The 24,133-nt window shown below is 43.5% G+C and carries 15 protein-coding genes; 10 read left to right on the top strand and 5 right to left on the bottom strand.

Going from position 1 to position 24,133, the window contains the following annotated elements:
• Positions 1-63 precede the first annotated feature (63 nt).
• From BACHE_RS00575 to BACHE_RS00565, 3 genes are read left to right on the top strand one after another with little or no spacing between them, the layout of a single operon-like run.
• Positions 64-2,568 (top strand): BACON domain-containing protein, encoded by a 2,505-nt coding sequence (locus tag BACHE_RS00575; protein ID WP_013545782.1) that lies wholly within the window; start codon positions 64-66, stop codon positions 2,566-2,568.
• 33 nt (positions 2,569-2,601) lie between these two features.
• Complete coding sequence (locus tag BACHE_RS00570) at positions 2,602-4,254, top strand: FimB/Mfa2 family fimbrial subunit (RefSeq protein ID WP_013545781.1); 1,653 nt, start codon at positions 2,602-2,604, stop codon at positions 4,252-4,254.
• Between the two features lie 10 nt (positions 4,255-4,264).
• Positions 4,265-4,609, top strand: a complete 345-nt coding sequence (locus tag BACHE_RS00565; protein WP_013545780.1) for a hypothetical protein — start codon at positions 4,265-4,267, stop codon at positions 4,607-4,609.
• Between the two features lie 141 nt (positions 4,610-4,750).
• On the opposite strand, the gene BACHE_RS00560 is transcribed toward BACHE_RS00565, so the two are convergent.
• The 5 genes from BACHE_RS00560 to BACHE_RS00540 form a co-directional block, all read right to left on the bottom strand.
• A complete protein-coding gene (locus BACHE_RS00560) occupies positions 4,751-5,989 on the bottom strand; it encodes an ABC transporter permease (protein ID WP_013545779.1) in 1,239 nt (412 codons plus the stop codon).
• Positions 5,989-7,170: an ABC transporter permease gene (locus BACHE_RS00555; protein WP_013545778.1), complete on the bottom strand. Its 1,182-nt coding sequence runs from the start codon at positions 7,168-7,170 to the stop codon at positions 5,989-5,991. The genes BACHE_RS00560 and BACHE_RS00555 overlap by 1 nt, the downstream gene beginning before the upstream one ends.
• Positions 7,171-7,225: 55 nt before the next feature.
• The gene (locus tag BACHE_RS00550; protein ID WP_013545777.1) at positions 7,226-8,212 is read right to left on the bottom strand and encodes an HlyD family secretion protein; all 987 of its coding nucleotides are present in this window, start codon (positions 8,210-8,212) and stop codon (positions 7,226-7,228) included.
• A gap of 112 nt (positions 8,213-8,324) precedes the next feature.
• Positions 8,325-9,794: a TolC family protein gene (locus BACHE_RS00545; RefSeq protein WP_013545776.1), complete on the bottom strand. Its 1,470-nt coding sequence runs from the start codon at positions 9,792-9,794 to the stop codon at positions 8,325-8,327.
• Between the two features lie 142 nt (positions 9,795-9,936).
• Positions 9,937-10,815 (bottom strand): hypothetical protein, encoded by an 879-nt coding sequence (locus BACHE_RS00540; RefSeq protein ID WP_013545775.1) that lies wholly within the window; start codon positions 10,813-10,815, stop codon positions 9,937-9,939.
• 467 nt (positions 10,816-11,282) lie between these two features.
• Here BACHE_RS00540 and mdh point away from each other — a divergent pair, with 467 nt between their 5' ends.
• The 7 genes from mdh to BACHE_RS00505 all read left to right on the top strand — a co-directional run bounded on the left by mdh (position 11,283) and on the right by BACHE_RS00505 (position 24,121).
• Positions 11,283-12,224: a malate dehydrogenase gene (gene mdh / locus BACHE_RS00535; protein WP_013545774.1), complete on the top strand. Its 942-nt coding sequence runs from the start codon at positions 11,283-11,285 to the stop codon at positions 12,222-12,224.
• A gap of 97 nt (positions 12,225-12,321) precedes the next feature.
• Complete coding sequence (locus tag BACHE_RS00530; protein WP_013545773.1) at positions 12,322-15,573, top strand: S41 family peptidase; 3,252 nt, start codon at positions 12,322-12,324, stop codon at positions 15,571-15,573.
• Positions 15,574-15,603: 30 nt separating this feature from the next.
• The gene (locus tag BACHE_RS00525) at positions 15,604-16,185 is read left to right on the top strand and encodes an RNA polymerase sigma-70 factor (protein ID WP_013545772.1); all 582 of its coding nucleotides are present in this window, start codon (positions 15,604-15,606) and stop codon (positions 16,183-16,185) included.
• 46 nt (positions 16,186-16,231) lie between these two features.
• Entirely contained in the window at positions 16,232-17,251 is a 1,020-nt protein-coding gene (locus BACHE_RS00520; protein WP_013545771.1) for a FecR domain-containing protein, read from the top strand.
• A 169-nt stretch (positions 17,252-17,420) separates the two neighbouring features.
• Positions 17,421-20,810 carry a TonB-dependent receptor gene (locus BACHE_RS00515; protein WP_041579528.1) on the top strand — a complete coding sequence of 1,130 codons (3,390 nt, stop codon included), beginning with the start codon at positions 17,421-17,423 and terminating at the stop codon, positions 20,808-20,810.
• 25 nt (positions 20,811-20,835) lie between these two features.
• Entirely contained in the window at positions 20,836-22,752 is a 1,917-nt protein-coding gene (locus BACHE_RS00510; protein WP_041579527.1) for a RagB/SusD family nutrient uptake outer membrane protein, read from the top strand.
• A complete protein-coding gene (locus BACHE_RS00505) occupies positions 22,736-24,121 on the top strand; it encodes a sulfatase (RefSeq protein WP_013545768.1) in 1,386 nt (461 codons plus the stop codon). The genes BACHE_RS00510 and BACHE_RS00505 overlap by 17 nt, the downstream gene beginning before the upstream one ends.
• Positions 24,122-24,133: the final 12 nt, after the last annotated feature.

Raw genomic sequence — 24,133 nt, 5'->3', positions numbered from 1 at the left:
AATATCTTGTGATTTGCGGGATATTCTTATTCTCTTTGAAATAATGGCTGAAAAAGGAAAACTATGACAGGAAAAAAAGTAAATATATTATTAGCATATCTGTTGCCTCTTCTGATATTTGCCTGTACAGATGACAAGGAAACTCCGAACACAACGAACGGTAATCCTGCCTTGACATTTGTGATGACAAAGTCTTTGGGAAATATTATCAATAACACTCAAGTCTATCTTTTCGATGGAGAGGGGGCTGATGCAGGAAAATTCAGACAGAAGGTTCCTGATATAACTTATGGCGCAGATCGTCTTACAATGTCTGTTGCTGCAGGAAAATGGGATTTTATGTTGGTTAGTGCCGATACGGATATAAGTGGGCAAGTGATTCAGCCTGTTCGCGGACAGGCACGTTCAGCTTTGAAAATGTGGGAGACACATTCTTCAGGTGGAATTCTGCCATCTATGCCGGAGTTGCGTACCGCTTATCTTGCCGGGCAACGGGTTATTGCAAATCAGGCAAATACAGCTACTGAAACAGCTTTGTTAGCTCGCAATGCCGCTTTGGTAAAAGTAGAGATAGCTGATGCAGGAGGATTGGACGTGAATGGAACCCATACATTGAAGTTGACGAATGTGCCTACAACTCTTAACTGGGAGGGTGGATTGTACCCTGACAAGAACAATCCGACTGTAAGTACGGATCCTATGACGGGTACTTTGACTGTACATAATAATACCTCACAAAGCGGACATCAATATAGTGATGCTTTAAGTTTCATTATTCCTGCACACAAGGGAAGTGATTATTTGAGTACCTCTCCTGTTGATACTACTACAAGCCATTTGAAATTGAGTGTAGATTTGGCTTGTGAAGGAGGAACCCGTTTCCAAAAGACAGATGTGGTGATTCCTCGTGTACCGCGTGTAAATGCTACCTTGCTCGTGCGTATTTTTTTAGGAGGCAAGCTTGATGTATCTACGGATATTCTGGATTGGGAAGACAAGGCATTGAATGCTGATTTGTCACAAACATTGCTTTATACAGATAAGGCCGAAGTAGGATTAGCATTTAAAGATACGATACATATAAATACTAATGCGTCGGATTTTACGGTAGAGAAGGCAGCAGATGCTGATTGGATTACATCCGTGAAAAAGTTAGGCAACAATGCTGTTGAAATTACCGCTAATGTGGATACTTATGTAGATAATACTCCGCGTAAATCCTACATTACCATTAAAGCTAATAATGTGTCGAAGAAGATTCCTGTCACTCAAAGACCGGATAGGGGAACTATTAAAGTCAGCGCTAAAAAATTGCAGTTTAGCCCTCCTCATCCTACTGCTTCTCTCTCCGTTCACTCAGTTGGCGGAAATTGGAGAATCCTTGCACAAAGTCCTAAAGCAACTGCTACTGTTTCTCAAGGGACAAAAGGAGATACGCCTGTTAGTTTTACAAGGACTTCTACTGCTGATGATTCATTATATGGTGAATATTATGGAGATGACCAAGTTGTATTTAAAAATTTGACGACTCTTGATACAGATACAGTTCATTTAAGTAATTTATTTATTGGTATTGTTGATGATTTAATAGAAGTTGCGCAGCCTATAACTCACCCTGACACCACATGTACAGTAGATAATGTAAAAGTGTATGGTGGACTTACTCATGATTTGAATATTATTAGCAAACCAAGTTGGATACATCCCGCACCAGAGACAGATTATAATCCTGCAACGGGAATCTTTACTTTTGTTTGTGATCGTGAACCTAATGAGGAAGAACGTTATGGAGAAATTATCCTTGGACATGCTGATGATCCTGATTATACAGTTAAAGTTTCGGTTCTTCAGGATATAATTGTACGTATTCCTGAGTTTAATTATTTTGTTGTACAATTTGTTTGGAGTGCGAATGATGTAGATGTGAAAGTTGGGTTTACAGGAAATCCTACATCGGTTGTCGTAAATGGTATTACTTATAATACAAGCTCAGTTAATTCATTCCAAGACAAATGGGTCGGCTGGGGTTTGACTGGTACAGTTAATTATAACAGCAATACATTGTTGCAGTGGGGTGGTGATGCTCAGAGTGGGCAAGGAGAAACGGCTTTCTTTAATGCACCGGTAATCAACTCTGCTCCTTATCCGGGACAGCATGGCGTAGCACCTGATGCACCGGGACTGTTGCCGCGTACAGTAACTTTACAAGTGAATGCCGGATGGTATAGAGGTGGTGGTATTCCTATGACTTGTAATATCTATGCTTATTTAGGAGGTACAATGAGTCATGTGGGAACAAACTTTGTCAATCAAGGTGGAACGTTAGTTTATACTTCTACGAATGTGTTTAAAGTAGTATCTTCTGGTAGTCATCAATATGATCATATCTGTGATATTGTGTATGACCGTAAAAAGCATACTGCAAAGATAAACTGGACTGGAACAGTATGGACTGGAACTCGTTCAATACAGGTTCCTATGAGGCCTGTAGAAGAAACCTCGAAACCTCACTGGACTCCTACCGTAGTCAATACCTATTCCAATGGTTATCGAGGAAAGAAGGAATAACTTTAATGTGTATGATGAAAAATGTGCTATAATATGAAAATACAATATATTATATATGTACTAATAGCTTTTCTGTCTCTTTCGTGCAGTAACGAAGAAAGCGACAAGCAACAAACACTTTATGGCAAGGTAGATGTCACCGTTTCGGTGACATTGCCTCAGCCGGAGTCTGTAAATGCTTTCACTCGTTCTTATACAGATACGGATATCAAGAATGTAGATGTATTGGTATTCAATAAAGACGGTAAGTTTATGGAGCGTGTGAAGGTGGAAGGTAATCAGTTGACTGCTACGGCTACAGGAGTAACCTTTACTGTGCGATTGAATGCTACTTCTGAGAAACGTATTATTCATTTGGTTACCAATGGTCGTACAGCAGATGGTGCAACGGATCGTTTGAACTTTAATGATTTGAATGTGAATATGGCAGAAGCAGCGGCTATATCTTCTTTGCATACAGCTTCACTTGAGAATGTGAACAATGGAGAAAGCACTTTAGTGAATAATGTGATGCCTCTGGTTATGTGGGGACGCTTTGTCTTGGATAATGGAATTAATATTATTACGACCGCAAATAATGTAAAGCTTTTGCGCTCTGCTGCCTGTATTCAGGTGAAGAAAGCTGCTGGCAGCAGCAGTAACGGATTAAACGATTTTGTGATTGAAGGCATCACTGTACATAAAGGAAAGTCTTATGGCTTCTTGGCTCCTGCAAATTGTACAGGAGCTGTAAGTACGCCTGCTACTGCAAATCCGGTCACCGATAGTAACTATTTGGATTATAATAAAGGATGGGTGCATGCCGCAGAGCCTTCTTTATATATTTATGAACGCAATTGTACCGTCTCTGATTATATGGCAGTGATACTTAAAGGTAAATATAAAGAGAAGCTGGGATATTATAAAATAGTAATGACCGATGGTAATGGAACTCCTCTGAATGTTGTACGCAACCATCGCTACATCATTACCATTGTCGGTGTCAATGCTCCCGGATATGCAGATGTGGCAACAGCAGTGGCTTCTGCCCCTTCGAATACTTTGAAGGTGGAGTTGAAGGATGAAGATATAGACTTTTCATGTATTGTTGCCGATGGGCAACATCAGATGGCTTCGTCAAATAATGTTTTTGAGCTATATGGCAAAACAGGTGGAACTACATCGGCTACCGGGGTAGAAATCTGTACAGTGTATTCCGATCGTGGCCTTTCGCCTGTTTTGTCGGCTCCTGGTGCTACCTGGCTTACTAACTTGAGTGCCCAGGCTTTGGGAGGTAATAAATACCGGATAACCGGTGATTTTACATCTTCGGGCAATAGCCCTGTTACTACGACTTTGACGATGACATGTGATAATCTCTCTTTGCCGGTTGAGATTAACTGGAATCCTATAATATCAAATCAAAAAGATAATGACTCTTATGTGTTTGATTTGATTAAATCTACTGATAAAAACTGGAATATACGGGTGGTGAATCCATCTTCTGCAACCGGGCTGTTTTTACATCCTTCTTCTGCCGTTCCTGCTGGCTATTCGGGTGATGGTATGCTGTCTGAACTTAGCAGTAAGTATAGCGCACATGCATACTTGCATGTAGTTATTGGAAGTAATAAACGGGGTAGTGTGCAGAAGGCCTCCGTTTCCGGTGGAAAGGCAATAGCCAGTAAAATAATGATTGTTCAATAAGACAGAAAGAATGAGCTTGGAAGAGATTTTGCAAAAGGAAGAAAAGAATGTGGATTGCATTTTTTTGTACCAGGAAGACGGGGCATGGTATGCGTACGAGCATTCTGCTTTTTATTGTTATTCTCTTTTGGGTATATTGGAGATAGATTGGCTGTCTTCGCCGGCCGATCCCTCTGAATATAAAACCATCAGGGTACGTGTTTCCGAACCGGATAAGTTTTTGTGTACCCCTCTGTTGCGTTTACTTCATAAAAAGAAAACAGAATATGTCATCTTATGTAAAATCTCATGTGGCGGTTTTCATTATTGGCGAGCTCAGTTGCAGATGAAGTTTCATGCTTTGCAAAAAGAGTAAGAATAATTTCCTGTGATACTCTTTGAGTATTTAGTGGATTTGGCCTGTGAAGGTCGTTTTATATGTTTTGTTTGTTACCCCTCACATATTTTAGCGAAAATATGTGAGGGGTGTTTTTTTCTTTTATGGAGTTTTGTTTTATCACTCAGCCATTCTCTTATGCCTTTTGTATTCCTCGATCACATGTTTCCTGCTTTGCAGTATCTGTCGGCGATATACCAGACATGTAGTAATGAAATAGATGCCGGTTTGAATCCATAAAGCCTGATATTCTGCTGATACTTCATTGAGGGTAGCACCCATACTGTTGATGCGTACATATCCGTTGATTCCGAATGTAGAGGGGAAAATATAAGAGAAATATCTCCAGAATGCAGGCATGGCAGCACCCGGCCATGAAATGCCGGAAAGGAATAGCAGAGGTACGGAAGTGAAGACAAACAGCAGCATGCACGTTTCACGGTTACGAATGGCAATGGAAGCTGTCATGGCAAAGAATATGCAGGCTGACAAGTAGGGCAGAGTAAACAGTGTCAGCACTCCGGGCATGGCTATTTGGTTGAGGCTGAATAAGTATGGCACTACACATTCTATATAGACCGTGACCAAAGAATATACCATGAAATAGCTCAATCCTTTCCCCATGACAATACGCAGTGTGCCATTGTAATGGCGGTTGATGGGAACCAGATCCCTGAACCTGTTTTGCTCGCGGGCAGTACCGGCTGATAATCCAATGCCCAGTAGCAGTGTTTGCTGGATAATCAGCATCAGCACGGCAGGTATCAGGAAAGCGGCGAAGCCGTTAGTAGGATTGAAAAGAGTGACGTCCTCATACTCTATGGGGTAAGCTGTAATCTCATCCTGCCGATCGGTTGTATTGCCGGTACGCTCTATCTTGATGTCGGCATTCATGCCCAATGATACATTGGTGTTGGCAGTCAGCAGGGCTTTGTAATAGAGCAGCCCACTCATGTCACAAAAAAGACTGACCTGAGTTTGTTTGCCTCGGGTTATATCATCACTGAACGAGGCGGGTATGTAGATGATGCCATACGCTTTCCGGTCTTTCAGCATCTGTTTGGCCTCTTCCATGTCAGAGCAATAGGTCACTATATTTACCTCCGGACTGGCATTTACTTTCCTAAGATATTCGCGGCTGAGTGAAGTGCGTGAGTTATCCACCACTGCGGCCGGTACTTCACGTATGGTCTCGTTGGTGTAAATAAAGGCATATATCAGCGGATAGACCAGAGGAACGAGCACGAAGAATATGAGCACTCCCTGGTCACGGAAGGTTGTGCGGAATTCACGTTTCCAGATATAGAACAAATCGTATATACCTTGTGTTATTTTCTCTCTGAACGTCAAATCTTTCATTATGGCATGTATTTATAGTAAACCAATGCTTCTTTCAGCCGGCGGGCTACGAGGAAAGGAAGCATCATAAAAATAAGCAAAGCCACATAATTGATCCATGAGTAGATCATCGGGTAGCCATTGAGTGCCTGATCTACGTAAATCAGAAAGTAGTGGCGCAGAGGAAACAGATTTGCCAATGCTTGCAATACAGGGTGCATGGCCATGGCCGGGAATGACAATCCGCACATGGAGAATGAGAGTACACCCCACAGGGAAGCAAAACTAAGTCCTAACCGCAAAGTTGGCAAAGTACCTATCATCAGTACGCCCATGCCTTGCGATGCCAAAACCAGACAAAGGGTGGCAAGAAGCATAGGGAGGATACCGCTGTTGCAGGGGAAGTGCAGATAACCATACAGATATACATTATACAAGATACCCATCAGAAAAAAAATGGCTGTATGCGGCAGAAGTTTGCCACCGAGAGAAATCCAGATCGAATCGTTTCCTGCATGAATCCATTCGCGGGCAGTGCGGTCTTTTATTTCCACGCCGATAGAGTAAACGGTTACCATGAAAATAAGCAGCATCAGCACACCGGGGGCAAAGGTATTGCACAGATATACGGAATAGTTCAGCCATGGGTTGTTTAATGGATGAGTATCTATAACAATCGGTTGGAGAAATGCCATAGCCTGGCTTTCGGTAACACCTTTGGCATACAAACTTTTGCGTGCTGCTGCTCCGGATGCAAGTTCACTCATCATTTTCATGTCTTTGAACAGCAGAGAACCGGCGATCAGTAAGGTGTTGTTGGTGTAAAAAGACAATTTGGGCTGCCGTCCGGCTTGGGCTTTTGCGGAAGTCCCCTGAGGGATGTAGTAGAATCCGTAAACATCTCCCCGTTGCATGGCAGTGCGTGCTTCGCCGATGGTAGGATAGTGAGCCACGATGGCGGTTTGTTCAAAGGCATCCAGATTGCGGACCAGTTGCCGGGAGGTAGTGGTCATATCTTGATCCACTATGCCTACGGGCATGTTGGTAGGTAGTCCGGAATCCATCAGCGTGGTGAAGAATATATAGCAGAACAATGGAGCTATAATCATGCAGAACAGATATAGCGGACGAGAGACGAGACGGCGGAATTCGCGTTTCATCACATTCCATAGGGCTATATATTTATTCTCTCTTTCTGGCATCTTTCAAGTTTTTTACTGTCATTCCGATGGCTATGCCATCACAATTGTCTTATATTCATTTTTTGAGTATGACAGACATTCCTGGTCTTAATCCTTCAGCTTTTTCTTGAGGGGAAGCTTTTATTTCGAATGTCTTCAGATCGAATTGTCCGGTTGTCTTGGTTGCTTTCCAGGCAGCGTATGTACCGAGATCTTTCATGTAATATACTTTCAATCTGATGCTCTTTTCAAGTGCCGGAATATATGCGTCAAATTCGGTATTCATTCCCAAACCTTGCAACAAATCCTCGCGAACATTGAATGTCACCCACATGTCATCCAGTATGGCAATGTTCATGATAGGGGCGCCTGTCCCTACCAGTTCACCCACTTTGGGGAAGATTTCGGAAACTTCACCTGCGGTTTGCGCTATCAGATAAGTCTCTTTTATATACGATTCCACTTCGGATACAGCTCCTTTGGCGCGCTCTACCAATGCTGCGGCTGCGGCTTTGTCTTCACGCTCCGCACCGTTTCTGGCCATATCATATTGGGCTTTGGCTGCGTTTTCAGTAGCCTTGGCCGCATTCCTCTGTGCAGTTACTTCATCAAGTTTCTGGGCAGACATCACTCCCTGGTCGTACAGGTTCTTCACACGTTTGTAAGATTTCTCTGCAATGTCAAGTCCGGCTTGCGCCTTCTGCCACATTTCATAGGCAGCCTGTATCTGCTCGTGGCGGGCGCCTTTCAAGGCTTTTTCATTTTGGGCTTTTGCGGCAGCTTCGGCAGCGCGTGCCTGCTCCAGCTTGGCTTGTACGTCCGGAGCTTCCAAAATGGCAAGTGTGTCTCCTGCCTGGACGCTTTGTCCTTCTTTGACACGAAACTCCAGAATACGTCCCGGAACCTTGCTTGATACGCGATATTCCGTTACCTCTGCCTGTCCCTGCACAATTTCCGGTCCTTTGCGCAGCATGAAGAAACCTACAATGGCAACTACGGCTATAACCCCCGTCAATGTGAGGAACGCCAGTAGCATGTTGCTGTTTTGTGATTTTGTATCCATTTTGTTATTTTCGGTTTAACTCCCTCCGGTTTCTGCCTGAGGAGGGAAATACTTTAATTTATATTTTTCGATTTTTTTTGTGGGGGATATGCATGTCCGTTCTTATCTCTCCTTAGGGGAGCGAAGGATTTAATTGTCCCGTTGCTTTTTTCAGATATATTTCCGTCAGTTTTACGTCTATCTGCGCATCTATTTTTTCCGATTGGGCAGAAAGCCATGCTGTATGGGCTTCAAGTACATTGCTTGCCGGAATCACACCTTCTCCAAAACCGAGGGTGGCATATCTCAGGTTCTCATCCGCTTTTTCCAGATTTTTCTTGGCCATAATCAGCTTCTTGGCTGCTTCGTTGACTTTAAAAGCTGCTTGGCTGACTTGCAACTCTATTTTCTCCTTGGCATCATCCAGTTGGTATTGGGCGATGCGAGCTTCAGACTTGGCAGCTTTTACTTTATAAATCCCTTCTCCCCAGTGCCAGATGGGGAGAGATACCATGACACCGACATTCCACATGCCCTTGAATTTCTTTTCGAAACTGTTGAAAGCAGAGGGATTGGTAGCCATATAGCTTCCCATCAGTGCAACAGATGGGAGGTACTCTGCACGCGCTACGTTTACTTTCTGCTTATAGATTTGTGTGGCAAGTTCCAAACTGCGCACTTCCGGGCGTGTGGCATATACAGTATTAATGTCGATGCTTCCGGTTACTGTCATGTCAAGCTTCAGATCACCTTCCTGCTCATCTTTCAGTATAATAGGAGAGGTAAGATTCAGCCCGCATAGCTGGCAGAGCAACATCCTGCTGAGGCTCAGACCGTCAGTAACTTTGGTCAATGTCATTTCTGCCTCGTTTACTTTTACCTTGATAGATAGCCCGTCGGCTTTGGTAGCCACTCCTTCCGCTATCATCTTCTCAACGTCACTGTCCAACTTTTGTAATAGTTCCAGATACCCTTCTGCCAGTTTCTTTTTGCTTGCCAAAGATACCACCTGCCAATATGCCTGATCTGTGCTGAGAATGACCTCCTGCATGCCGTTGTCGTGCTGTTGGCGTGCCAGTTCTTCGGCATATTTGGTGATTTTGTTGTAGGCACGAATCTTTCCGCCCATATATAAAGGCTGTGTCAATGTAAGGGCGCCTGCATACATATTGCGGGTATCCGTGCGGAAAGCATCGACAATAGAACTACCGGCATCGTTAAGAGCACTGGCCATGCCTTGTCCGAACTGTCCCAAAAGACCGGCCAGTTGAGGATTCTGCTGTGCGATGATTTGTGCTGCCTGCTCCAACGGGCCACTCAGCGTAGTACCTATTCCCGACAAAGCGCCTTTTTGTGCATCGCTCAGTATAGATAGTTCTTTTTGGCTGCGCATATATCCACCAGTAGCCGAGATGTTGGGAAGGTAATTGGTGAATGCCGCTTTTTTTTGGTAATGTGCGGCATTGATTTTCTCCCGGCTTATCAGTAGTTCTTTGTTGTTGGATATTGCCAACGCGCGGCAACTATCCAAACTCAATGCTTCCTGTGCGGCCATAGGGAAGGCTGAACAAACCAACCAAATGAAACAGAAGAACTTTTTCATGGAATCTATTCATTAATAATGATGATAAAATGATCGTTTGCGTAACGACAATAATTGCATAAACAACGATGCAAATGTATGGGCTTTCTGTGATACGGCAAAATTATTTAACCAGTTTTTATAATAATGGCTCTATGAACGATCAGTTCAATGTAAACGATTGTGAACCGATCATCGTACCGTCCGCAAAGATGTCCACCCGGTAATTGCCTGCATAAAGGTATTCTTCTACATCCCAGTAAACGGTTACGGCCTGTTCTTCACCGTTGTATTCAATGTATTTCTTGATAGAGTAGGGCAAATTGCGGTTCTCGTAGGCGAAAGTATTCGACGGGCTTTTGGTCAGCACATCGTTGTCGGGCTTGGTGATGCGGATATAGAGGGTACGCTCGCCGGTTTCGGCCGTGATATTCTTTACGATGGAAAAATTAATCTTGAACTTTACGATGTCCTTTACCTTCTTGGCTGTCTTGCCCCGCTTATTGGCGGCCTGTATGGAAATGTTGGTCGCATCCAGTTGGGCGGCCAGAGTCACTTTCTTGTTCAGGTTCTTTTTCTCTTCGGAGAGATTGCTGATTTGGCGGGAAGCGGCATCGTACTTCTGTGTCACATCGGCGATGATTTCTTTTTGATGGGCTGTCAAGCGGTTCAGGGAGTCTATTTGGTTGATGTAGCCTATCATGACTTTGCGCAAGGAAGCCAGTTCGTTTTTCAGTCGTCGAATCTCAGTGGCATTGCTGCTTTTTACGGTACGCAACTCTTCGAGCAGGCGTTGCGTTTTCACCTGCTCTTGCTCCAGAAGGACTGACAGAGAGTCGTTGGAGACTTTAAGCTTCAGTTCGTCATATTGCTGGGCGAAGTCGGTATATTGGTTTTCAAGGTCTTCTTTGTCCAGTTGGAATTCCTGTGTCAATTCTCTGTTGGTTTTCTTTTCGGATATCAATAACACGGTGACTCCTATCAGTAGCGATATGAGTAAGCTTCCGGCTACAATAAGAAGTGTATTTTTTCTTGCTGCCATTTTTTTGTTTTTAGAATTATGATTTTAAAAGAACAATTACCAATAGGTTGAATCTATTTTGTCGCAAAAATAATCATTAATCGCTAATGGGCAATCTTTATTCTCATCTAATTTTTCAGGCTCCCTTAATCCGGTAGGGGATGTGCGTAATAATGTGGAATCCGATAAATAGACTAAATTGTTTATCTTCTTGTTCCCTTATGTCTGCTCCCTATCTGCTCCTTACCTTCTCCTTACCTTCTCCTTACCTACTCCTTGTATTCTTTCTCTATAGACACGGAGAAAACAGGGAGTAGGTACGGAGAAGGTAGGGGGAAGAACAAAAGCAGAACGTGATTGAAATACTTCTTCCGTTCCATCAATCCACCTTTAACTAAAATTATTGCGGAAATATTTCTTTAATTACGAAGTTCGCTGTACTTTTGCATCATCTTTAAGAATACTTATAAACAAAAACTTTAGAAATTATGTCAAAAGTAACCGTAGTAGGTGCAGGTAACGTAGGTGCTACATGCGCTAATGTGTTGGCCTTTAATGAAGTGGCTGATGAAGTGGTAATGCTGGACGTGAAAGAAGGCGTTTCAGAAGGTAAAGCAATGGATATGATGCAGACTGCTCAGTTGCTGGGCTTCGACACCACAATTGTTGGTTGTACTAACGATTATGAAAAGACTGCTAATTCAGACGTTGTAGTTATCACATCGGGCATCCCCCGTAAACCGGGCATGACTCGTGAGGAGCTGATCGGTGTGAACGCAGGTATCGTAAAGTCGGTTGCGCAGAACATCCTGAAATATTCTCCCAACGCTATCCTTGTTGTTATCTCCAATCCGATGGATACCATGACCTATTTGTCATTGAAGTCTTTGGGCTTGCCGAAGAACCGTATCATCGGTATGGGTGGTGCTTTGGACAGCTCCCGTTTCAAATATTTCCTGTCTCAGGCTTTGGGCTGCAATGCCAACGAAGTAGAAGGCATGGTTATCGGTGGTCACGGTGACACTACCATGATTCCGTTGGCTCGTCTGGCTACTTACAAAGGACAGCCGGTAAGCACGCTGCTGAGCGAAGAAAAACTGAACGAAGTGGTAGCTTCTACTATGGTAGGTGGTGCTACATTGACTAAGTTGTTAGGTACTTCTGCATGGTATGCTCCGGGTGCGGCAGGTGCTTATGTAGTTGAGTCTATCATCCACAACCAGAAGAAGATGATTCCTTGTTCAGTATATCTGGAAGGAGAATACGGTGAATCAGACATCTGTATCGGTGTTCCCGTAATCCTTGGCAAGAACGGTATCGAGAAAATCGTTGAACTGGAACTGACTGCTGACGAAAAAGCTAAATTTGCTGCCAGCGCTGTTGCCGTTCACAAGACGAACGCTGCTCTGAAAGAGGTAGGTGCTCTTTGATTGAGGCAACCTTAAAAGCATAAGCAAACCTCACGGCTCTCTTCAATGACAAGAGACGTGAGGTTTCTTTATTTTACCTTTACTTAAATGTCATAGTATGAAGAAACTACTACTCAGTATAGCCACCATTTGCCTGGCTGCTTTTGTCTCTGCCCAGGACTCTCCGCTTTGGTTGCGGAATTGTGCCATTTCTCCGGACGGAACCGTTGTTGCTTTCACCTATAAGGGAGATATTTATACAGTATCCGTCACCGGTGGGCGTGCTACGCAGATTACTACCAATGCGGCTTACGATACTACTCCTGTATGGAGCCCTGACAGCAAGTGGATAGCCTTTGCATCAGATCGTTTGGGAAGCATGGATGTTTATCTCGTCTCTAAGGAGGGAGGTGAACCTCGCCGTCTGACCACGCATTCAGGAAGCGAAATGCCCCTTGCGTTCAATGATACCGGACATATCCTTTTTTCCGCAGATGTTATGCCTTCTGCAGAGGCTATAACATTTCCTTCCAACGGGCAGTTCCGGCAAGTCTATCAGGTGTCTGTGGAAGGTGGACGTCCGGAGCTGTTTTCTTCCATGCCGATGGAGTGCATATCCATCAATAAGGACGGAGAGATGCTTTATCAAGATAAGAAGGGCTATGAGGACTATTGGCGGAAACATCAGGTATCGCCTATTGCCCGTGATGTATGGATGTACACTTCGGGTAAGAATCCTGCCTATCGGCAACTGACTACTTTCGGAGGAGAAGATCGTGAGCCGGTCTGGGCTCCTGACGGGAAATCATTCTATTACCTAAGTGAAGAAAATGGAACTTCCAATATCTATCAGCGTGTTCCCGGCGATCCATCGGGCGTACAGATTACGCACCACACCAAGCATCCGGTGCGCTTCCTTAGCATAGCTGCCGATGGCAGGCTTTGTTATGGATTTAACGGAGAGATTTATACGCTTCTTCCTGGCGGAAAGTCAAGCAAAATGGTTGTTAGCATCATTTCTGATAAGAGTGACAAAGATCTGATTCGTAGCATCAAAGGTAGCGGAGCTACCGAAATGGTGGTGTCTCCCGATGGCAAAGAGATTGCTTTCGTTTTGCGTGGAGATGTTTATGTAACCTCGGTAGAGTATAAGACTACGAAGCAGGTCACCAATACTCCTTTTCAGGAACGTGATATTGATTTTGCTCCTGACGGGCGGTCTCTGGTTTATGCTTCTGAGCGTGGCGGGCTTTGGCAACTCTATACTTCTTCCATTGTACGTAAGGATGAGAAGCTGTTTACGTATGCCACTGAGTTGAAGGAAGAACGGCTGACAAACTCTGATGTGGCTTCTTTCCGACCGCGGTATAGTCCTGATGGTAAGGAGGTGGCTTTCCTTGAAAACCGTACGGCCATCCGTGTCATCAATCTGAAGTCAAAAGTTGTGCGCACTGTTATGGATGGCAAGTATCAGTATTCTTATGCTGATGGTGACCAGTGGTTTCAGTGGAGCCCGGATAGTAAGTGGCTTCTTTCAGACTATATCGGTATCGGTGGCTGGAACAACAAAGATGTGGTTTTGCTGAATGCCGATGGTAAAGGTGAGATGGTGAATTTGACCGAGAGTGGATATTCTGATGGCAGTGCCAAATGGGTGTTGGGCGGAAAGGCCATGATTTGGAGCAGTGATCGTGCCGGCTATCGCAGTCATGGCAGTTGGGGAGCTGAAGATGATACTTACATCATGTTTTTTGATGCCGAAGCGTATGACCGTTTCCTGATGAGTAAAGAAGAAACCGCACTGCTGGAAGAAGCCGAGAAAGCGGATAAAGAGGAAAAGGAGAAAGCTGAAAAGAAGAAAGAGGACAAAAAGAAAGAGGGGGTTGATAAGGAGAAAGAAAAAAAAGTGGAACCGTTGAAGTTTGATCTTGAGAGCCGTTTTGACCGCATCGTGCGCTTGACCGTCAACTCCTCACACATGGCAGACGCCGTGCTCACTCTGAAAGGTGATGTGCTTTATTATCTTTCTACTTTTGAAGGTGGCTATGATCTTTGGGAGCGCAACCTGAAAGAAAATACGACGAAGGTTCTTTTGAAGAAAGTGGGAGCCGGTGCTTTACAGCCGGATAAAGATGGCAAGAATATTTTTCTTTGTACTAATGATGGTATGAAGAAAATAGAAATCGAGGGCAGTAAAGTGACTCCCGTTGAGTTTGAGGCATTCTTTGATTACCGTCCTTACGGTGAACGCGAATACATCTTCGAACACGTTTGGAAGCAAGTAAATGATAAATTTTATGTGGCAGATTTGCAGGGCACAGATTGGATCGGATATAGAGAAGCTTACAAGCGTTTCTTGCCTTATATCAGCAATAATTATGATTTTGCGGAAATGCTGAGTGAAATGTTGGGCGAATTGAATGGCTCTCATACGGGGGCGCGTTATTATGCTTCAGGATCAGCATTGGCTACTGCCGCTTTAGGCGTATTTTATGATGAAGCCTATAAGGGTGACGGATTGAAAATCAAGGAGATTATAGCACAAAGCCCTTTGACAAAGAAAAAAACAGATGTCACACCGGGGTGCATTGTCGAAAAAATAGACGGTATTGCCATTAAAGCCGGTGCTGATTACTTCCCGTTGTTTGAAGGAAAAGCCAATCGTAAAGTGATTCTTTCCATTTGTGACCCTGCTACGGGAAAAAGGTTTGAGGAAACGGTGAAACCTATTACGTATGCAGCGCAAAGCGAATTGCTTTACAAGCGTTGGGTAGAAAATTGCCGCAAGAAAGTAGAGGAGTTATCTGATGGACGCATCGGCTACATTCATATTAAAGGCATGGATAGTCCGAGTTTTCGTAAGATGTATTCGGAATTGCTTGGACGCTATCGTAATAAGGAAGCTGTGGTAGTAGATGTGCGGCATAATGGTGGCGGATGGTTGCACGATGATGTTGTAACTTTGCTTAGCGGAAAAGAATACGAGCGCTTTGTTCCACGCGGGCAGTATATAGGCAGCGACCCGTTTAATAAATGGTTGAAGCCATCGTGCATGTTGGTGTGTGAGGATAATTACAGCAATGCTCATGGTACTCCGTTTGTATATAAGGCGTTGGGAGTTGGCAAATTGGTGGGTACTCCTGTTGCCGGAACCATGACTGCCGTATGGTGGGAACGCCAGATTGATCCGAGCATTGTGTTCGGTATCCCGCAGGTGGGATGTATGGATATGCATGGCAATTATCTTGAAAATCATACTTTACAACCGGACATTTTGGTTTACAACAAGCCCGAAGATACTTTGAAGGGCGAGGATATGCAATTGAAAGCTGCGGTCGATTGCTTGCTGAAGCAGTTGTCGGATAAGTAGAAAGGCGTATTTATGCTGGAATAGAAAACAATGGAAATCGGTCATAATCTTGACTTCTTGTTTGCCCGCATTGTATTTCAAGATGATGAAGTGGCGTTTAAAAAGTTGTTCTTCGACTTTTTCGCTCCTTTGTGTCTTTTTGCCAGTCGCTACATTGAGGAGAAGGAGGCTTGCGAAGATGTGGTGCAGAACGTGTTTTTTCATTTGTGGCATAGCCGAAAACATTTGCAAATCAATGCATCTGTACGAAATTTTTTGCTGACAAGCGTACGCAATGCATGTATTGATTATCTGAGAAAGCAGAAGTTGGAGATACGATACCGCGCGAGTCTGCCTATGGAAGAAACTGATGATAGGGATGCGGACACGCTTTTAGCCATGTCTGAATTGAAGGAAAGGCTGGAGCAGGCATTGTCCCGGTTGCCGGAAAACGTGCGCCATGCCTTTCAATTGAGTCGCTTTGAGGAGAAAACTTATGCAGCGATAGCAGAAGACATGGGCATTTCCATAAAGACGGTAGAAGCATATATCAGTAAAGCTTTAAAGCTACTTCGTGTAGAGCTGAAAGAATTTTTGCCATTCCTTATTCTATTTTTAGATTTGTCAAGATAGGGAGAGTCGTTCTCTATTCGTCTATATTATACAAATTGAACGGTGTATGACAACAAATGAAAAAGAAATATTAGCCTATCTGAACGGACAGTTGACCAGTGAAGAAGTGTTGGAGTTTGAAAAGGAACTCCAACACTCGGATGCATTGAAGAGGGAGGTGGAAGACTACCGTTTTATACTACGGCAAACATCTTTGCTGAAAGCGCAAAATCAATATTCCACGCAGAAGAAGTGGGAAGAGTTGGAGATGCGTATTGGGCGTGAGAAACGCTGGAACGGTGTCAGGAAGTTCATGCGAAATGCTGCTGCCATATTGGTATTGCCATTGCTGATGGTTACTTTATATCTATGGACCGGCAAAGGGGATAAAAAACAGCCGCTTGTGGCTGAATGGGTGGAAGTGACTTCTGCACGGGGAGTCATCTCAAAAGTCATATTGCCGGACAGTACGGTGGTATGGCTCAATTCGGCTTCTACTTTGCGCTATCCACATGAATTTGGTGAAGGAAGGAGAACGGTGGATTTAAGGGGAGAAGCCTATTTTAGAGTGAAGGCTGACAAGGAACATCGTTTTGATGTAAATGTGCCGGAGGGATTGACTATAAGTGCCTATGGTACGGAATTCAATGTGTCTTCTTATGAGAATAGCCCTACGGTAGAGGCCGTATTGACCAGGGGAAATGTGGAAATACTATTGAATAATCACGCTTTGGCTCATTTGCAGGTGAGTGAACAGGCTGTTTTGAACAAGGCAAGAAACTCGCTTGAAGTGCTTCCTTGCAATGTGGAGGAAGCAACAGCTTGGCGTGAAGGGAAACTGATATTCAGAAGAGCCGGTATAGAAGAAATATTATATAAACTGGCACGTCGATATAATGTTGATTTTGAGGTAAGTGGTCGTAAAATATCGAATTATGAGTTCTCGGCCACCTTTACAGATGAGAGTTTGGAGGAGATTTTAAGTATCTTGGAACGTACGGCGCCGATGAGCTATACAATCTTTGCTGCAAAGGAGATGGAGGACTTTACTTATCAGCGGAGAAAAGTGTCTTTGAAACTGCGCTGATAAGAAAACAATAAAAAAGCATTCTTTCCCATAGGGTATATGATGTTCCGCTTCGTCTATGGAGTGAATAAACCCAATTGTTAACTAAAAAATGGAAAGAATGAAAGAACTTTTAAGCACATTCAGCCTTCGGCTTCTAAAGGAGTCGGGGCACAAAATTCCTTTATCTATGAGAATTACACTCTTACTACTTTTCGCCGTTTTGCTGAATTTGCATGCCGAAAGTGCATTTTCCCAATCTCTTGCCGTCTCTCTGGACATGAAGCAGACAACAGTAGAAAGTGTCTTGAATGCGATAGAAAAGCAGTCCGGACTTTATTTGGTGTACAATAGCAAGCTTATCAATGTAGATAGGCTGGTAACTATTCAAGTCAAGAATCGTGCGGTCAAGGATGTATTGGCCCAACTTTTTGGAGACACGGAGGTTAAGTATGAGATTAATGGCAAGCACATCATCCTGACACCGGGGTCAGCCATTATGCAACAGTCTCGCAAGGTGAACGGTGTAGTGCGCGATGTGACTGGAGAACCTATAATCGGGGCCAATGTTGTAGTGAAAGGTAATGAAATTCAAGGCTCTATTACGGATATTGACGGAAATTTTTCTTTGGATGTTTCCGAAGGTAAGTCTGTTTTGGTTGTTTCATATATAGGCTATCTTACAAAGGAAGTCCCGGTTGTGGGCAAGGGAAAATTGGAAATCGTCTTGCAGGAAGATGCGAAGGCCTTAGACGAAGTTGTAGTTGTAGGTTTCGTGACACAAAAGAAGGCTAATGTAACAGGAGCCGTGACACAGGTTTCTATGGATAAGACTTTGGGTGACCGCCCTGTGACGAGTTTAGGTTCTGCTTTACAAGGAGCTATGCCCGGATTTACTGCTTCAACGGGAGCGCAGCCTGGAGCCAGTAATACTTTTAATGTGCGTGGTCTTGAATCTATCAATGGAGGATCTCCGTTAATATTGGTGGATAATGTGGTCTATAATGATTTGTATCTGTTGAATCCGGCAGATATAGAAAGTGTATCTGTCTTAAAAGATGCTTCTTCTGCTGCCATTTATGGTGCTCGCGCTTCTTTTGGCGTAGTGCTGATTACGACAAAAAAGGCAAAGAAGAATGAGGCGCTTACCATTAATTATAATAATAACTTTGCTGTATCTCATGTAAACAATCTGCTGGAAATGGCCGAACCTATCGACATGATTCAAACTCTGAAAAATGGTGGATATAGTTCTATTTGGGCAGGACAGAATATTGATACTTGGTTAGGATTGTTGGATGAATACAATTCCAATCCCTCCGGATACCCTAAAGGATGGACAGAAGTGAACGGAACCAAATACTTCTTGCGTAATAATCACATGTATAAAAGCATGTTTGAGACATCTTGGCAACAGACGCATAACATTTCTGCGCAGGGTGGCAGTGAGCGTATTAAATATAGAATTTCTGCGGCATATACCAATCAGGATGGAGTTTTGGTGACTGATAAGGATGGATTCAGACGTTTTAATGTATCTTCCTATGTGAGTGGAGATATTACGAAATGGTTATCTACTTCGTTGGATATTTCGTATAATAAAGGTGATAAGAAGTTCCCGGTAGTGGATGGTACAAGTGAAATGGGATTGTGGCAGACTAACTTACCCTCTTATTATCCTACGGGTAGCTTGCCTTATGGCACTGATGGAGAGGAATACCCGGTGATGTCACCGCCTAATGTTATTAGGATGGTGAATCCGGAACGTACTGTGACCGATAATACGCGAATATTGTCACGTACAGTGTTGACTCCTCTTGATGGGCTGCAAGGAGTATTGGAATATTCTTATCAGATTGGCCTGAGTGACTACGAATCCTATAATAATAAATTTGAGGTGCATCAAGGACTTGCGGAAAGTATTAAGCCTTCAAGTTCGAGTACTCCTTTTACACGATATACTGCTTCTACACGTTACTCTACGATTAACGCTTTTGCATCTTACAATAAAGTTTTTGGAGGAGTTCATAATATATCTGCCATTGCCGGATTTAATCAAGAGAAAAGTGAATACCGTAAGTTGTATGCACAGGCCTATAATATGATTAGTAATGAGTTGCCATCTTTAAGTGGAAGTACGGGGGAGACTCCTTCTAAAGCATTGGATGAATATAACGACTATGCTTTGAGAAGTGCCTTCTTTAGAGCCAGTTACAATTATGCACAGCGCTATTTTGTAGAGGTGAACGGACGCTATGACCTTTCTTCAAAGTTCCCGAAAGATTATCGTGGCGGATTTTTCCCTTCTGTATCAGTTGGATGGAATCTGCAGGGAGAGAAGTTCATGAAACCACTTGAAAATGTGCTATCAGCCTTGAAATTACGCGGTTCTTATGGTACGCTTGGCAATCAGAATATTAATAATTACGGATATTATGCTACGATGGGAGTAGAAACGGCAAGGTGGCTGACGGACGGTACACAACCCAAAACGCTACTTGCTCCAGGAATGGTACGGGCTAACTATACATGGGAGAAAGTAACGACCATCAATGGAGGATTGGATTTTGGTTTCTTGGATAATAAGTTGACTGGTACATTCGATATTTATCGTCGCGATACAAAAGGGATGTTAGGCCCTGGTGAAGATCTGCCTGCTGTTGCCGGAGCTACTGCACCATTGCAGAATGCCGCTGATATGAAAACGAATGGCTGGGAGTTTGGTGTGAGTTGGCGCGACCGTATCGGCAGTGTAGATTATGGTGTGGGTGTTAATCTCTATGATTCCAAATCTGTTATAACTCGGTACAAGAATGATAATAAACTCCTGACTAACTCTAAAAATGAGGATATGTACTATACGGGTAAAACAGCCGGAGAAATATGGGGGTATATAACCGATGGATTTTATACTGCCAATGATTTTACCGAATCTGGAAGCTTGAAGGAAGGTGTTGTTTCCATTAATGGTGTGACCTCGCATGTAGGCGACATTAAGTATAAGAACTTGCGCGATGACGAAAATTATGTGAATACCATAACTTCGGGAGACAATACGTATGACAATCCGGGCGACCGTGTAGTGATAGGCAATAGCCGTGCCCGTTGGCAATATGGGGCAAATGGCTTTGTACAATGGAAAGGTTTTAATTTATCCTTTATTCTGCAAGGTGTCGGTAAACGTGATGCATGGATTGGTGGTGACATTACCTTTCCTATGGCCAGTCAGTATGGAACGGTGTATAAGCATCAGGTAGGACGCATCTGGACAGAAGATAATCCCAATGCTTTTTACGGGCGTATTTATGAGAATGCGGGAGGCTCGCAAAGTGCTAACCAAAGAGTGTCGGACAAGTTTCTGTATAATGCTGCCTATATGCGTGTGAAAAATTTAACATTGAGCTATTCGTTTCCTACTCAATGCATACAAAAGATTTCTTTGCGCGGACTGAAGATCTTTGTGAGTGGAGAGGATCTGTTTACATTCGACCATCTGCCCGATGGAGTTGACCCTGAAACATTAAAATGGAATTATCCTCATTCAAGCACTGTTTCCTTTGGCATTAACATAACGCTTTAAATGACAATCTAAGAAAATGAAGAATATGAAAAAATATATATATTATGGGGCTTTTGCCTTAGTTGCGGCATTGAGTGCATGTAACGACAGCTTTATGGAATATGAACCCAAAACGACACCTACGGAACAGACGGCTTTTGTGTCGTATGATAATTTCAAGACTTATTCCTGGGGGCTGTATCGAGTTTTTGAGAGTGACAGTCTCAGGCAGTATATAGATGTGAATAATACCGGATACTTGACGATGGTGGATGGAGATGTAAAGGCCAATTACCTGTATAATTCAAACGGCACTGACATTCAGAACAACGCATGGCAGTGGAACAACATCACTTCAACGACTAATACGGATGACGGGTGGAACTTTGCATATATCCGCAGGGTGAATATAATGTTGAGGAACATAGATGCTTCTGAAATGGCTGATGCGGAAAAAGCACACTGGCGTTCTGTAGGGCTGTTCTTTCGGTCTTATCGTTATTATGACTTGTTGGCGCGTTACGGTGATGTGCCTTGGCTGGAGAATGTAGTGACCGATGATGATGCGGAAATACTTTATGGCAAGCGGACATCGCGTGATGAGGTGGCTGCAAATATTTTGCGTGACTTGCAATATGCAGAAAATAATGTTAAGGAGAATGGTGACGGCAACAATACCATTGACCGTGATTGCGTGCGTGCCTTGCTGTCTCGATTCTGTTTGTTTGAGGGTACGTGGCGGAAATATCACGGTTTGTCGGATAGTGAAAAATATTTGAATGAGTGCGAGAGAGTATCATTGGAACTGATGGACGCTTATCCAAACATTGCACCTAATTATGTCGATTTGTGGAGCTCGGATGATTTGAGTAAAGTACCGGGTATTATCCTTTATAAAGAATGCCTGCCGGATTTGATTATGAGTGGTTTTCCTCGTGCCGAACGTGGTGGTTCTGTAAAAACAGCTATGCATGCCCGTACGGTGGGACGTTACCTTTGTCAAGACGGGAAGCCCATTGCTACAAGCCCTCTTTATCAAGGAAAAGGTGCTACCGCATCTATGAATGATGAGTTTATGAACCGTGATCATCGTCTGTATTGGAGATGTATTCCTCCTTATAAGACAAACAAGGCGAATGCAGTGCCGGTGAATGATGCAAACAAGGACTCTTGGTGGACTGATGGCATGGATGCAAAGGATCGTTATTATATAGACTATATGAATAAGATAAATGATGCTAATCATCAGTTTCCTCTTTATACTTGGCAGCCTCAGTTCTTGAGCAGAGTTCCTATGATTCAGACTTCAAATAAGTCGTGGGGACCGATGAGAAATTATGGCGGATATTATTTCTATATGTGTTATAGCACTTATAATGAGGCCGGGATTCAGGCTGGTGGTAAATATGCTGTTTCTGATTATCCTATATTCCATATAGAGGAAATTATGCTGAATTATGCGGAAGTGATGTTTGAATTGGGCAAATTCAGTCAGGCTGTGGCTGATCAAACTATTAATAGACTGCGTGGCAGAGCTAATGTTGCTGCCATGACGGTGAGCGATGTTACCGAAAACTTTGATCCGGACAGGGATCCTGAAGTAGCACCTCTTGCTTGGGAAATTCGTCGCGAGCGTATGGCTGAATTGATAGGCGAAGGATTTGGATTCTATGATATCCGCCGTTGGAAGAGAGGCGCCTATTATATGAACCAGCGCCCACTGGGCGTGCGTGTAGCTGCAAATGAAAAAGATGAATACTTTGGTGCAGCTTCTATCTTTGTGACGGAGGGCGATATTAATTCTGCCGCTTCAGTGTCTGCCGAGGATGTGGGACGCGTGGTCTGTGTAGGAGATTTTATGAAGCAAGGAAAGGGGTGGCGAGATTATTATGATGTGAATCCTATTCCCCAGAAGGAAATTATCCTAAACAGTAATCTGGAGCAGAATGAAGGGTGGAAATAAGATATTGATAATGGGATGTTTCATCGGCTTGGCCGGTGGAACATCTTGTATGGCAGCTTCTAAGAAGCGACCTAATATCATTTTGATTAATATTGATGATTTGGGTTGGTCTGATGTTCAGTATAATGATGCGGGACACTATTATGAGACTCCCAATATAGATCGGTTGCGGCAGAGTGGGGTGAACTTTTCTTATGCTTATGCCGGAGCTGCTAATAGTGCTCCCAGTCGTGCCTGTCTTTTGAGTGGACAGAATACACCTCGTCATGGAGTTTATACAGTCAGCCCGCCGGATAGAGGACGGGCTGAAGACAGACGGTTAGTGCCTTACCCCAACTGTGAAGTGCTCGATTCAACGTTCATTACTTTGCCCCAAGCCTTACAAAAGTTAGGTTATCATACTTGCCACATCGGGAAGTGGCATATTGGCTATAATCCTTTGGCACAGGGAATGGATGTCAATATAGGAGGCAATCATGCCGGGCATCCCGCTTCTTATTTCTCTCCTTACAAGAATCCTGACTTGCAGGATGGTCCTGAAGGGGAGTATCTGATGGACAGACTGTCTCGGGAAGCAGAAAACTATATTGATACAGTGGATCGCAGCCGTCCGTTTTTTCTATATTATGCCAGCTATGCAGTGCATGCCCCGTTGCAGGCAAAAGCGGAGCTTGTGGAGAAATATCGGAAGAAAAAAACTTCCGACGCCCATTTCAATCCGGTTTATGCTGCCATGGTAGAGAATATGGATATGAGTGTAGGGCGCATTTTGGATGCGGTAGAGCGTAATGGGCTGACAGGAAATACGCTTGTTGTTTTTACCTCCGACAACGGTGGCCCTTATGAAATTTCCCATCAATGGCCGCTTAGGGCAGGTAAGGGCTCTTTTTATGAAGGTGGGATAAGGATACCTTTTATAGTATATATGCATGGAAAGTATGAGGGAGGAAAAGAAACGACCGTACCCGTGTCTCATTTGGATTTATATCCTACCTTTGTGGAATTTGCGGGAGGAAGGAAAGACAAAAGTCTTGATGGCCTTAGTTTACTTCCTTTGCTGGATAAGGGAAAGGAGGATTATCTGAATGAACGTAGTTTGTATTTTCATTTCCCTGCTTATCTGGAGAATGGTAACGTGGAAACTCGTGACAGATTGTTCAGAACCCGTCCTGTATCAGTGCTGATTAAAGACGGATGGAAATTGATTGAAAATTATGAAGACGGGGTATTGGAATTGTATGATGTGAGAAATGATGTTTCGGAACGTTTTGATAGAGCTGGTGATGAGCCGGTTCGTACGAAGTGTATGCTCGAGCAATTGAACAGTTGGAAACAACGCGAGAAAGCATCTATACCGATGTTTAAATAGAATTAGTAATAT

It is taken from the genome of Bacteroides helcogenes P 36-108 (genome assembly GCF_000186225.1).
Classification (GTDB): domain Bacteria; phylum Bacteroidota; class Bacteroidia; order Bacteroidales; family Bacteroidaceae; genus Bacteroides; species Bacteroides helcogenes.
Note: the sequence above shows the minus strand (reverse complement) of the source record. Positions and strands in the feature narration are given on the sequence as shown.